The sequence below is a fragment of the Nocardia sp. NPDC051756 genome, assembly GCF_040681495.1.
Taxonomy (GTDB): Bacteria; Actinomycetota; Actinomycetes; order Mycobacteriales; family Mycobacteriaceae; genus Nocardia.
The window spans coordinates 685,248-697,787 of record NZ_JBFAYV010000004.1 but is presented as its reverse complement, the minus strand read 5'-3'; the positions used below and the strand labels follow the sequence as shown (position 1 = coordinate 697,787).

Genomic DNA, 12,540 nt, shown 5'->3' with positions numbered 1-12,540 from the left:
TTGACGGCTTAGGACAGCCTCATTCCTAAGTCGAGAACGAATTTTCGGCGCATTGTGACGGGCCTCAGGACACCGGCGTCAGCGGCGGTGGTTGCCAACGTCCCTGGATCGCTTCGTCTTTCGGCGCGTACAGCCGCAGGGTGAGGGAGAACTGTCCCGACTCCGGGATGGGCAGCCAATTGCCCGGGGGCACAGCCGGACCGGGATCGGCGTGCTGGACCGCGAGATCGACGGATCCGTCGAGGTTGGGCACCACCGGCAGTTGGTGGCCGATCGCGTAGATCCCCGCCGGGTTGGACATCAGATAGCTGTCGGCGTCGTAGGCGGTCAATGACCAGAAGGCGTCGACCGGTGGCAGCTGTCCGGCCGGGAAGTGCAGCCGGAACCGGCCGGTGCTGCCATTCGCGCCGGCCGTGGCGAACAAGGTCGGATAGATCGCGTCCTGAGGCAGGTTGGCGCCCAACCCTTTCCAGGCGACGCCGGCCCGTTGCAGATAGTTGGTGCCGTAGGTCCCGATGGCGGGATCGAAGGTCCAGCCGTTCTCGTTCACCGACTTCGGATCGAGATAGACCGGAATCTGTTGCCGCGCAGCGCTGACCGCGGAACCCAGCTCACGATCGGAGAGCCCGTCGACCTTGCCGCCCGGCGTCAGGCCGATGGTGGCGAAGCGCTTCATCGCGGCCGCGTCGTCGGGCGCGGGCGGGTTGATCGCCAGCAGCGCGGCCATCCGATCGAAGAACGCCCGCGCGCTCAGTTCGGCGACCTGTTTGGCCGGCGGCGTCGAATCCGATTGCGGCGCAGGCTGAGTAGGCGCCGCCGGTCGCCCGGCGGTCCAGTCGCTCAACGGCGCCAGCTGCAACTGCTGCTGGAGCCCGTGCACCGCGGGCAGGTCGTCCGCGCCGTTGACCTGGATCCGGCCGAGCAGCCACACCGTCGGCGTCGGCATGGGCAGCGGGGTCAGCTCGTCGGGCAGCGTGCCGGACCAGCCGGGGCTGACAATCGCGTAGGTGAACGGAGCGCCCGACTTCGCTTGCGGCCGAACGCTGCTCGGGTTGTGCACGGTGTTCGACCACGCGTCGAGCAGCTGCATCAGCCAGTACCGTCCGCCGTCCATCGCCGGTACCCGCAACACCACCGGCTCGGCGCGCAGGTCGAGCCACGCGGCGGAATACAGCGTATCCAGGTTGAGCCGCACCACATCCCGGCGCGCGGGCGTCGGCGGCGCCGCGGCATGCTGGAACCGATTGGCCGCAGCGCTCGCCTCGGCGGCCGCCCTGGTGACGTCCATCAGCACCAAGGGAAAGCCGAAGATGTAAGCATCCTTGGCGACCGACTCGGTCGTACTGAGCGCCGCGGTGGTCGGCGACGCCGATGTCTCGTCGGCGTCACCGCACGCGGTCAACCCGAGCGCGGACGCCGCGGCGGTTGCCGCCAAGCCGAACATGGTCCGGCGCGACACTCCGCCGTCGGTCTCGCCCATAGCTCTTTCTCCTGCTTCCGATCCGATCGGACATTGCGAGAGATCCGCGCAGGAGTATAGCCAAACGTTTGCCGCGAACGGCTCAGGTGCCCAGCACGGCGTTCATGATGGTGCCCGCACTGGTCGCGATGACGCCGCCGATCATGGCCCCGGCGATCATCTTCGGCGATTGCAGCGCGCCGCCCTGCCACTTCTCCCAGGCGAACTTGCCGCCGGCGAAGATGATCGCCAGGATCCCCGAGAGCAGCGCGAACCAGGTGAGGTAGCGGACCATCTGTAACAGCTTGTCCGACAACGGCGGCGCTTCCGGGGTCGGGTTGCTCACCTGCGCCAACGTTGTGAAGCTGTCCCCGATCGACGTCAAAATGATGCTCACCGTCTGCTCCCTACGCTTCACTACAACTTTGCCGCCGCCGAGCTGCCACGCGAAAGTTGTTCAACCACCGATGAATTCGATCTTGGATGAGGATACTGGCACGCCGACTGTCGCGTGACCGCCATGTGCGTAACCACACGACATCTTCGGAATCGCCCCCCAAGCGGTAGTAAGCGACAACCCGCCGACGGACCGGCGGCGCGCGGCGACCGGGTCATCGAGCACCCCGCCCCACCCATCATCCCGACCCAGGGCAACCCCGGCAAGGGCACAGCGACACCGAACTTCACTGCGCTGCACCGACCCGACTGCATTGCAGCGAACAAACCGATACCATCGCAGTCAGCGAATCTTGCCCTGTCCCGAATCCAGAATGAGCTGACCACGATGATCCTGCTCGCCGTGCACGACACACTGCTTGCTCAGATCGGCAACCCCAGCCCCGAGGCTCCGCCGATCTCGGACAAGTTCCTCCAACTGGTCCGCTACTTCACCTGGTTCGTCCTCTTGGCGGGCATCACCGCCATCATCTACGCGGGCGGCAAGTTCGCGTGGGAGAAATGGACCGGCGGCGGACTCGACTCCCCGAAGATGGTGGCGGGAGCCATGATCGGCGGCGTGGTCGCCACCAGCGCCGGCACCATCATGAACGCCGTCATCGGCTGATCTCCCCGAATTCGCTGGTCAACGTGCGCGAAACGGCCGCAGCGGTATCGGACCGCCGCGGCCGTGCTTCGAACTAGTGGTCCGCGAGCCAACTTCCGTGGAACCCGAACGGGACACGGCGCGGGAGATGGATGGTGGCGACCGGTTCAGCCGCCACGTCGTCGGCATTCAGGATGGTCAGATCGCTGCGGTCGGTCTCGGCGTTGTAGACGTAAGTCATGAGATAGCCGGGGCCGCCTGCGTTCTGGTCGGCCGGGGCGAACGCGGCCTCGCCGGGGATCTTGCCGGGGCCGAACTCGTGCGCGATCTGGCCGCCCGTGTGCAGGTCATAGCGGATAAGGGCGCCGGCATCGCCGGACACTGCGGCATGTCCGAAGCGGGCATCCAGACCGACCAGGCGATCGTCCACCCGCGGGAACTCGGCGTTGCGATCGTCGAGCTGTTCCTCGGTGACGGCGCCGGTGGCGAGGTCGATCGTCCAGCGCCACAGCGTCGATTTGTCGAAGCCGTCCGAATCGGCGCGCCACAGTTCCGCGTAACGCATCACGTACAGCACGATCTTGCCCGGCTCGTCATAGGCGTTGAGCGAGTGGAAGACGTAGCAGGGGTCGATCGGGAACCAGCGGACCTCGCCGAACGGGTCGTCACGCCGCAGCACGCCAAGTCGCGCCTGGTAGCCGTCGTTCCAGCGGAACGGCATGCCTGCTCCGGACGCGGCGGTCGCCAGGTCGAAAACGACCGGTAGATCCATGAATACGACATGCTCGGCGGTCAGGTTGAAGTCGTGCTGCATCGTCGCGGCCGGCACGTCGATGGGACGGCTGAGCAGCAGGTTGCCGTCGGCGTCGGCGCGGTGGTAGGTCAGGAACGGCTCCCCGAACACCTCGTAGCCGAAGAAGTGCAGCTCGCCGGTGACCGGGCAGGTCTTGGGGTGCGCGGTCATCGCGGTGCGCAGCTTGCCGTCGAAATCGTAGGGGCCGACGGTGTCCAGCTCGCGGGTCAATTCATAGGGGTAGGACGTTTCGACCAATGCCAGGGTTCGTCCCGCGTGCCGGATGACGTGGGTGTTGGCGACCCCGGCGGTGAGGTTCCGCTCGCCGGTTTCGCCGTAACCGCGGGCATCATCGGTGAACGTCGAGGTGCGGACCCAGCGGTTGCGGTAGGAGACCGCGCGGCCGTTCTCGATCCGCACCCCGTGCACCATGCCGTCGCCGGCGAACCAGTGCCGGGCGGCCGCGGCGTGCGGGTTGGGGCCGTTGCGCAGGTACCAGCCGGTGAGCTCCGGCGGGATCTGCCCGGTGACGGGGAGATCGTGGGCGGTCAGTTCTTCGGTGACGGGTGCGAAGTTGCCGGCGAGGTAGGGGGCTGAAGTAGTCATGGGAGACAACCGATCTGGTCAGGCTTCGGCGCCGGCCGGCGCCTTGGACTGGATGTAGGCGACGTAGCGGATGGTGAAGACCACCGGGATCACGAAGGCCAGAACCTGCGCGATGGTCCGCGGGGCCGAGTCGGCATGTGCGAGGAAGGTCAGCACGACGCAGCCGACGGTGAAGCTCGCGGCCCAGACCGAGGTGAGCACGTAGGCGGTCCGGATGAACACCGGGTTGTCCCAAAGCTCTTTCGGGCTGGACTGTTTCGCGATACCGAGGGTGAACGGCTTGCGCACGGCCAGCGAGACGATCGCGATCAGCGCGAGCACACCGGAGGACAGCGCGGGGCTGTAGGGGTGCAGTGCGGTGTTCGGATCGGCGAAGGCGAGCACGGTCAGCGCCGCGAAGAAGACCAGCGAGCCGAGAGCGATCATCAGGGCGTCGAGGGTGCGGCCCGCGCGGAGCTGGCGGGTCACCTCGACCACCGACAGCAGCAGGGCGATCAACGCGGCCCACTGCCAATGCGCGGACGGAATGATCGCGTAGACGATCCAGGGGGCGAAAGTGCGCAGGTACGACATGTCCGAAGCTCCTCGACTCGCGTCGCCGCGATATTCCAGTTGTGACATGTCAAAACTAGAGCCTCCCAGTTCGACCTGTCAATAGTGGAATGTAGAGTGAGGGGCATGAGTCTCCGGTTCGCCATGCTCGGACTGCTCGCCGATCGCCCGGCCAGCGGATACGACCTGCTGCAACGGTTCAAGGTGTCGCTGGCCAATGTCTGGTCCGCGACGCAGAGCCAGATCTATACCGAGCTGGGCAAGCTCGCCGAGGCCGAGCTGATCGCCGTGTCCGACGAAGGCCCGCGCGGCCGCAAGGAATACACGATCACCGAGGCGGGACTGGCCGAACTGCGACACTGGCTCACCGAGACCCGGCCGAAAGGGGTGGTCCGCGACGAGACGCTGCTGCGCGTCTTCTTCCTCGGCGTGGTGTCGCAGGCGCAGGCCGCCGACTACCTGGAGGGCATCGCGACCACTTCCGGCAAGGGGCGGCAGGAACTACTCGAGCTCGAGGGAGCTGTCGACTGGGACGACAACGACTTCTCCCGGTACGGCCGCATCGCGCTGGAGTGGGGCGAACGCTTCTACGCGATGAACGAGGAGTGGGCCAAGTGGGCGATGGAACAGCTCCCCGAAGACTGAAATCCGTTGCGGTTCAGCGCAGGACACCCGCGGCCCTGGCCGCGCGCAGCCAGTCCGGGAACTCACCGAGCAGGCGGGCGTACAGCTCGCCGTCGTCGACTCGATCGATGTCGTCGAGTGCGAAAAATCCTGCGTTGTCGACGATTCGGTCGGTCATCTCGTCGAGCGAGCGCAGCAGGCCGTAGTTGGCGCGGCCGAGACCGATGAACTGCCAGAACGCCGGCAGGTGCGAGGCCTCGCGCATGAGCGCGCCGATCTCGCGCTTGTTCGCGAAGCCGCCGTCGGTGAAGAACAGGATCAGCGTCGGCCCGTCGCCGGGGCGTAGCGACGCCATGATGTCGCGCATGATCGGCAATTCGTCGTTGCGGCCACCGATTCGGTTGTAGTCGATGCCGGCGTGGGTGCCGCTGAGGTGCAAAAAGGTCTGCGCCCATTCGTCGCTGTGTTCGACGGTGATGTCGGGCAGCTTGGCGAAGGAGAGGGCGTAGAGGTACGCCTCCAGCGCGCCGTTGTCGTCCAATTGGGTTGCCACCGGGACCATTCGCTGCACCACGCGATGCACGACCTGGTTGCGGTACTGCTTGAGCATGCTGCCGGTCTTGTCGATCACCAGCACCACGCGGGCACGGATTCCCAAGGCGTCCTTGCTGATCAACACCTTGGCCACGGCCCGCTTGCGCAGGTCGAGCTTTTCCCGCTTCTCGAACGAGAGCGCGGCCTCGCCGGGGACCGTGCGCACGGATAGATCAGACGCAGGCTGCGGAGCAGCAGGCTCCGATGGCTCGGACGTATCGTCCACACTCACACCATGATCGGTGATCAGGTCCGCGAATCCGCCCGCGTACCCCTGCCCCACCGCCCGGACTTTCCACTCGGCACCACGCCGATACAACTCGAGCGCGATCACCACGGACTCACTGCCGAGCCCCTCGATTCGATACTCGTACAACACATTTCCGGACGCATCCGCCACCGTCGCCACCGGCGCGGCGAACCGACCGAACGTGGCGTCCGGATCATCCAACGTGACCACCGCCCGCAACTGCGCGATCTCCACAGGCACCGCCGCGAACGAAACCTCCAGCGCCGCAGACCGCAACGAAACCCCGGGAGCCTCCGGCTGATTGAAGAACACGAAGTCGGCATCCGAGCGCACCCGGCCGGCCGCGGTCACCAGCAACGCGGACACATCGACCGCCGCCTCGCTCCGCACCGACACCACCACCCGCGGCTGCGCCAGTCCCCCGTTCTGCCCCTTGACCAGTGCAGCACTCACGGCGACTCCCTAGAACAGACCGACGAACCGTAGTCAGGGTAGGGCAGCGACCAGGAGAACGCCGAGCGATCCGACCACCCCGGTGCGACACGGGTCACAGAGGTTGCGTCGAAACAGTTGTAACTCCACAATAGTTGTGTGATTACAACTGTTCCGGAGCTGACGGCGCGGCGTAAAACGCTGGTGCTGGCTACCTGTTGCCTCAGCCTGCTGATCGTCTCGATGGACTCGACGATCGTGAACGTCGCGATACCCGCGATCCAGACCGATCTGCACGCTCCGCTGTCCCGGTTGCAGTGGATCGTCGACGTGTACACGCTCACGCTGGCCAGCCTGTTGATGCTGGCGGGCGCGACGGCGGATCGGTTCGGGCGGCGCCGGGTATTCCGGATCGGGTTGGTCACCTTCGCGATCGGTTCGCTGCTGTGCAGCCTCGCACCGTCCATCGAGATCTTGATCGGTGCCCGCTTCTTGCAGGCGATCGGCGGCTCGATGCTCAATCCGGTGGCGATGTCGATCATCACCACGGTGTTCACCGGACGGATGGAACGCGCTCGCGCGATCGGGGTCTGGGGTGCGGTGGTCGGTATTTCGATGGCGCTAGGGCCGACGGTCGGCGGCGTGCTGATCGATGCGCTCGGCTGGCAGTCGGTGTTCTGGATCAACCTGCCGATCTGCCTGGTCGCGCTGGTGTTCACCGGGCTGTTCGTGCCGGAGTCGAAGTCGGCGACGTTCCGCGGCATCGACCCGATCGGGCAGGTGCTCGCGGTGGTGTTCCTGTTCACCACGGTGTTCGCGCTGATCGAGCGGATGCCGCTGATCTTCGTGGTCTCGGCGCTCGCGCTGGCCGCGTTCGTCTACTACGAGTCGCGGCGCGTGGATCCCTTCATCGATCTGCGGTTCTTCCGCAGCGTGCCGTTCGCCTCGGCGACGGTGATCGCCATCTTCTCCTTCGCCGCGCTCGGCGCGTTCCTGTTCAGCTGCTCGCTGTATCTACAGAACGTGCGGCACTACACGGCGGTGCACACCGGTGTGCTGTATCTGGCGATGGCCGTCGCCGTGGTGATCGTCTCGCCGCTGTCCGGTCGCCTGGTCGGCCGGGTAGGGACCAAACCGTCGCTGATCGGCGCGGGCGTGATGATGACCCTGGCAGCCGTCCTGCTCACCACGCTCGATGCGAATACACCGGTGTGGGCGCTGGTGATCATGTTCGCGCTCTTCGGGATCGGGTTCGGCGCGGTGAACGCGCCGATCACCACCACGGCGGTCAGCGGGATGCCGCTGGATCGGGCGGGCGCCGCGTCGGCGGTGGCCTCGACCAGTCGCCAGGTGGGCGTGAGCATCGGTGTCGCGCTGTGCGGCGCGCTGGCCGGCGCGGGACTGTGGTGGGTGATCGCGGTGCTGACCGCCGGGGTCGCCATACTCGGCGTAGTCGCGAACACGCCGTGGGCCAAGCGGTCCAGTGACCGCGTCGCCCCGCTACTGGAACAGAAAGTGCCCGTTCATGCCGCATGACAACCCCACTCCCGACGAGGTGTGGGCCCTGCTCACCCGCATCGTGATGTACTCGCGCGACCCGTGGCGGCGGGCCGCGAGCGAGCGGGCCGGGGTGTCGTTCAGCCGGATTCGGGTGTTGCGCCGGCTGCGGACCGGGCCGATGACGGTCAAGCAGCTGGCGCACGCCGCGGCGATGGACGCCCCGGCGGCCACGGTCGCGGTCAACGATCTCGAGGAGCAGGGTTACGTCGTCCGCGAGATCGATCCCACCAATCGGCGGCAGAAACTGGTGTCCATCACCGATGCGGGCCGCGCCGTGCTCGCCAAGGCGCTGGCGACGCCGGATCCCGCGCCGGAGTCCGTCACCGCGCTGTCCCCCGACGAGCTGCGCGCACTACGCGACATCCTCAGCCGGATCGAGCACTGAAACCGTTCAGGCGCTGACGAATTCGCGATCACCGTACTGAACACTGTGCGCATCCCAGGTACCGCCGAGCTTCGCGACGAACCGCTGCGCCAACTCCACATCGGCGATATCGACCACGAGAATCAACGTGCCGGCCTCGGTCACCGAGCCGCCGACGAGCCGTTCCCGAGCCACCGGATCGGCGACCAGTCCGTCCCGGAACCGCTGCACGTCGATCCCGGCGACGGTGACCGTAACCGCGTCCGCTTCAGGCGAATTCGCGGCAAGCCGCTGGAAGGTCAGCACCGACTCCTGCCGATACCGGGTGCGCACCTGGTCGGCGATCCGTCGCAGATCGGCGCTGCCGACACAGGCGAGATGGAATTCGCGGGACCGTTCATAGGTCGCCTGCCGGCGCTCGTCCGACCAGAACACGCCGCTGACCAACGTCGATCCGACCGGTAATCCGATGTGCTGCACCGCGATTGCGCCGACGGCCAGCTCGAACCCGGCCAGTCGGTTGCGCAGGCGCTCATCCTGCGGGTCGGTGATGGTCGCGGTGTTGTCGGTGGCGAACAGTTCGGCGGTGGGCTGCAACGGATTTCCCGCCGCACACGCCGCAGGCCCCGCCGCGGCAGGACCCACTCCCCCGGCCAATCCCGCACTGACGAATACCGATGCGACAACAGCAACCACGCGTGCCGCGATCATCCCGAATCCTCCCGAGCCGTTCGATCAACGCGATAGACACCTGCACCCTATCGCCGGGCTCGGCCTGATCAACACCTTATTACCGCCGTCCCCGGACACGGACGAGCGGGCGGCGCCCAATGGGGCGCGCACCCGCTCGACGGCAGTGACCGGATTATCGGTCAGTTGCGGAAGGCGTCCTTGACCTTCTCGCCTGCGTCCTTGAGGTTGGACTTGACCTGATCTGCCTTGCCCTCGTTCTTCAGGTCCTGGTCGTCGGTGGCGTTACCGAACTTCTCCTTCGCCTGACCGGCGAGTTCCTCAGCCTTGTTCTTGGCCTTGTCAGCTGTGCTCATTTGTCTAACCCCTTCCGGTTGGGTTCGACCGACCTGCCTTTATCGGGCCAGTCGATCCCCGGATAACCGGACTGAGTGGATGCAAACACGCGCGGGCTGTCTCCGGTACCGCCGGTAACCCTCAGTCAGGCCCCCGAGCTGCGGCTCAGGCGTAGAGTTCGAGGTGAAAATTCCCCGAGTCCCGCAGCGTGGCTCTCCGTGCCCGCGACCGAACCCGGAGGAATCATGACCCTCGTTTCGCCCGACGAACTCGTCCAGCAGCCGGCCTCGCGCCCGCCGCCGCAGCACACCGGGCCGCAGCTCTACGACGCCGCCGAGTTCACTCGGTTGGGCGATCGGCTGGTCCGGAACCTGTTCGACACCGGCCTGCGACTCGACACCATCCGCATGGCCTTCGATCGTGACCAGCTGACCAGCGCGGAACTCGACGAGAACCGGGCCGCCATCGTCGACATCCTCACGAATCTCGATTCGATGATCCGCACAACCGGCCTGGCCATGCTCTCCCTGACCGCCGCCGCACCGATGGGCGAGCTACGCAGCAGGCGGCGGCGATGAGCCGCCGCGCCGGGTCGCGCCCTTCGCTGGGCGGGTATCTGCCGGGGCGTTACCCTGATCCCGTGCACCTCACGGCTGGTCCGCGCGACCATGACCTCGGATGACCAGTACGCCGTCGTTGCCATAGCCTCGTCGGCGGGCGGTATCACCGCGCTGTTCAAGGTCCTCGGCGCTCTCCCGGCCAGCTTGCCGGTCCCGGTGCTCGTCGTGCAGCACCTCGATCCACGACACAAGACCGTGCTGGCCGAATTGCTCTCGCGCCGAACGGAATTGCAGGTGAAGCTGGCGCAGGCGGGTGAAACCATCACGCCGGGAACGGTTTACATCGCGCCGCCGAACTTCCATCTGCTGGTGGAGCCGCACGGGGTGCTCGCGCTGTCGGGCAGCGAGCTGGTCCACTTCGTCCGGCCGTCGGCCGATCTGCTGTTCGAATCGGTGGCGGGCGCGTATGGTTCGCGGGCCATCGCCTGCGTGCTGACCGGCTCCGGCAGCGACGGCGCGACCGGCGTGAGCGCGGTCAAGTCCCGCGGCGGCACGGTGGTCGCGCAGGATCCGGAGGAAGCGGAATTCAAAGGCATGCCGGGCGCCGCCGTGGCGACCGGCGACGTGGATCTCGTTGTGCCACTCGACGAGATCGCCGGAGTGATCCGCGGTCTCGTGGTGGAGAGCGCGACGTGACCGAACCGAGCGAGGAGATCATGACGGTGCCGGGCGAAGAGATCGACACCGTCGACCCGGCCCTCGAGGACCTGCTGCTGTTCATTCGCGATTCGCGCGGGTTCGATTTCACCGGCTACAAGCGCTCGTCGCTGACCCGGCGGATCCGCAAGCGGATGCACGAGGTCCGGGTGCTCGACTACCTCGACTATCGGGATCTGCTGGAGAGCAACGCCGAGGAGTTCCGGCACCTGTTCAACACCATCCTGATCAATGTCACCAGCTTCTTCCGCGACCTGGAGGCGTGGCAGTACCTCCAGCGCGAGGTGCTGCCGGAACTGATCGCGAATACCAAGCCGGACAGCGAGATCCGGATCTGGAGCGCGGGCTGCTCCAGCGGCGAGGAAACCTATTCGCTGGCCATCGCGTTCGCTGAGGTGCTCGGCGTCGAGGAGTGCGCGAAGCGAGTCAAGTTGTACGGCACCGACGTCGACGAGGAGGCGCTGCGCGAGGCCAGGTCCGGTGTGTATCCGGCGAAGTCGCTCAGTCAACTGTCGGTCGAACTGCGGGACCGGTACTTCGAGCCGATCGGCGACAAGTTCGCCTTCCGATCCGACCTGCGCCGCCGGGTGATCTTCGGCAGGCACGACATCACCCGCGACGCGCCCATCTCCCGGCTCGACTTGCTGGTGTGCCGAAACACGTTGATGTACTTCAACGCCGAGGCACAATCGCAGATCCTGGACCGGTTCCGGTTCGCGTTGCGCGAGGGTGGATTCCTGTTCCTCGGCAAGGCGGAACTGCTGCTGTCGGAGGGCGAGCGGTTCGGCGTGGCGAGCATGCGCCAGCGCATCTTCCGGCGCCGGGCAGGCGAGGTCCGGCCGCCGCAGCAGCCGAGTCCGGCCCGGCTCGATGTCAGCCTCGGCCTCGAGGTGCAGGGCCTGGTCAAGAAGCGCCAGCTGAGCGAACTCGCGCTGGAGACCGCGCCGTACGGCATGCTCGGCCTCGACGCGGACGGCAAGATCTCCATCCTGAACAACCAGATGCGCAGCCAATTCGGCCTGACCCAGCACGACGTCGGCCGGCCGCTGAGCGAGCTGGAAATCTCCTATCGCCCAGTGGAATTGCGCTCGCTGATCCAGCAGGCGGTGTCCGAACGCCGCCACATCCGGGTCGGCTCGGCCGAACGCAAACTCGGCCCGGACGACATCCAGTACTACGACGTGCACGTCCAGCCGTTGTGGGGCAGCGACGGCGCGGATGTCGGCGTCGTGGTCAATTTCGTCGATACCACGGTGGCGACCCGGCTTTCGCTCGAAGTGAAGGTGAAGCGCGAGGAACTCGAGACCGCCTACGAGGAGCTCCAGTCCACCAACGAGGAACTCGAAACCACCAACGAGGAACTGCAATCCAGCATCGAGGAACTCGAAACCACCAACGAGGAACTGCAATCGACCAACGAAGAACTCGAGACCACGAACGAGGAACTCCAGTCGGGCAACGAAGAACTCGAAACCATGAACGAGGAGATGCGGCTACGCACCGACGAGCTGAACGAGACCCGCACCTTCCTCGAGGGCGTGCTGTCCAGCGTTGCGGCCGGTGTGGTGGTGCTCGACGATCAGTTGCGGGTGCGCAGCTGGAACCGGGGCGCGGAGGAGATGTGGGGGCTGCGTTCGGAGGAGGTCCAGCAGCAGGTGTTCTTCGCGCTCGACTTCGGGCTGCCCACTCAGCAGCTGCACGAGAGCATCCAGCGCTGCCTCAAAACGGGGCGCCGCGACGCCCCGGTGGAGATCCCGGCGGTCAACCGGATCGGGCGGTCGATCACCTGCGCGGTGACCTGTTCGCCGTTGGACGGCACCCGGGACGGGGTGGTGCTGCTCTTGGAGGAAGTCCCGCCGACAAACATTGCCATACAGGGCAATTAACGCTGTCACCAGCGCAAGCGCGTAGGGTTGAAAGAGTGCGGTCGTATTCGGACGCTCACCAGGAAATTGTCCGTG

The 12,540-nt window shown here is 66.3% G+C and carries 14 protein-coding genes; 7 read left to right on the top strand and 7 right to left on the bottom strand.

Annotation, left to right across the window (positions count from 1 at the left end; genetic code table 11):
• Positions 1-64: 64 nt before the first annotated feature.
• Together AB0M22_RS20195 and AB0M22_RS20190 are read right to left on the bottom strand one after the other, a co-directional pair.
• Positions 65-1,480 carry a DUF1254 domain-containing protein gene (locus AB0M22_RS20195; protein WP_364728627.1) on the bottom strand — a complete coding sequence of 472 codons (1,416 nt, stop codon included), beginning with the start codon at positions 1,478-1,480 and terminating at the stop codon, positions 65-67.
• A gap of 82 nt (positions 1,481-1,562) precedes the next feature.
• The gene (locus AB0M22_RS20190) at positions 1,563-1,856 is read right to left on the bottom strand and encodes a hypothetical protein (RefSeq protein WP_150406359.1); all 294 of its coding nucleotides are present in this window, start codon (positions 1,854-1,856) and stop codon (positions 1,563-1,565) included.
• A gap of 387 nt (positions 1,857-2,243) precedes the next feature.
• On the opposite strand from AB0M22_RS20190, the gene AB0M22_RS20185 reads away from it, so the two are divergent.
• Positions 2,244-2,522, top strand: a complete 279-nt coding sequence (locus AB0M22_RS20185; RefSeq protein WP_150406360.1) for a hypothetical protein — start codon at positions 2,244-2,246, stop codon at positions 2,520-2,522.
• A 73-nt stretch (positions 2,523-2,595) separates the two neighbouring features.
• Here AB0M22_RS20185 and AB0M22_RS20180 read toward each other — a convergent pair whose 3' ends face one another.
• Together AB0M22_RS20180 and AB0M22_RS20175 are read right to left on the bottom strand one after the other, a co-directional pair.
• Positions 2,596-3,900, bottom strand: coding sequence for a carotenoid oxygenase family protein (locus tag AB0M22_RS20180; protein WP_364728622.1), 1,305 nt, complete (start codon positions 3,898-3,900; stop codon positions 2,596-2,598).
• 18 nt (positions 3,901-3,918) lie between these two features.
• Positions 3,919-4,473: a hypothetical protein gene (locus AB0M22_RS20175; protein WP_364728620.1), complete on the bottom strand. Its 555-nt coding sequence runs from the start codon at positions 4,471-4,473 to the stop codon at positions 3,919-3,921.
• Positions 4,474-4,578: 105 nt separating this feature from the next.
• Between AB0M22_RS20175 and AB0M22_RS20170 the strand changes: the two genes are divergently transcribed.
• Complete coding sequence (locus tag AB0M22_RS20170; protein WP_364728617.1) at positions 4,579-5,097, top strand: PadR family transcriptional regulator; 519 nt, start codon at positions 4,579-4,581, stop codon at positions 5,095-5,097.
• 13 nt (positions 5,098-5,110) lie between these two features.
• Here the strand turns inward: AB0M22_RS20170 and AB0M22_RS20165 are convergent, their stop codons facing one another.
• Positions 5,111-6,373 carry a VWA domain-containing protein gene (locus tag AB0M22_RS20165; protein WP_364728614.1) on the bottom strand — a complete coding sequence of 421 codons (1,263 nt, stop codon included), beginning with the start codon at positions 6,371-6,373 and terminating at the stop codon, positions 5,111-5,113.
• A 138-nt stretch (positions 6,374-6,511) separates the two neighbouring features.
• Between AB0M22_RS20165 and AB0M22_RS20160 the strand changes: the two genes are divergently transcribed.
• Positions 6,512-7,888, top strand: coding sequence for an MFS transporter (locus tag AB0M22_RS20160; RefSeq protein WP_364728612.1), 1,377 nt, complete (start codon positions 6,512-6,514; stop codon positions 7,886-7,888).
• Entirely contained in the window at positions 7,878-8,297 is a 420-nt protein-coding gene (locus AB0M22_RS20155; RefSeq protein ID WP_364728610.1) for a MarR family transcriptional regulator, read from the top strand. Before AB0M22_RS20160 ends, AB0M22_RS20155 begins: the two co-directional genes overlap by 11 nt.
• A 6-nt stretch (positions 8,298-8,303) precedes the next feature.
• Here the strand turns inward: AB0M22_RS20155 and AB0M22_RS20150 are convergent, their stop codons facing one another.
• Both AB0M22_RS20150 and AB0M22_RS20145 read right to left on the bottom strand, forming a co-directional pair.
• Positions 8,304-8,987, bottom strand: coding sequence for a hypothetical protein (locus tag AB0M22_RS20150; protein WP_364728608.1), 684 nt, complete (start codon positions 8,985-8,987; stop codon positions 8,304-8,306).
• A 161-nt stretch (positions 8,988-9,148) separates the two neighbouring features.
• On the bottom strand, positions 9,149-9,322 hold the full coding sequence (locus AB0M22_RS20145; RefSeq protein ID WP_364728605.1) for a CsbD family protein: 174 nt from the start codon (positions 9,320-9,322) through the stop codon (positions 9,149-9,151).
• A gap of 225 nt (positions 9,323-9,547) precedes the next feature.
• Between AB0M22_RS20145 and AB0M22_RS20140 the strand changes: the two genes are divergently transcribed.
• From AB0M22_RS20140 to AB0M22_RS20130, 3 genes are all read left to right on the top strand, one after another.
• Positions 9,548-9,880 (top strand): hypothetical protein, encoded by a 333-nt coding sequence (locus AB0M22_RS20140; protein ID WP_364728603.1) that lies wholly within the window; start codon positions 9,548-9,550, stop codon positions 9,878-9,880.
• Positions 9,881-9,970: 90 nt separating this feature from the next.
• On the top strand, positions 9,971-10,558 hold the full coding sequence (locus AB0M22_RS20135) for a chemotaxis protein CheB (RefSeq protein WP_364728600.1): 588 nt from the start codon (positions 9,971-9,973) through the stop codon (positions 10,556-10,558).
• Positions 10,555-12,465 carry a CheR family methyltransferase gene (locus AB0M22_RS20130; RefSeq protein ID WP_364728597.1) on the top strand — a complete coding sequence of 637 codons (1,911 nt, stop codon included), beginning with the start codon at positions 10,555-10,557 and terminating at the stop codon, positions 12,463-12,465. Before AB0M22_RS20135 ends, AB0M22_RS20130 begins: the two co-directional genes overlap by 4 nt.
• The last annotated feature ends 75 nt before the right edge of the window (positions 12,466-12,540 follow it).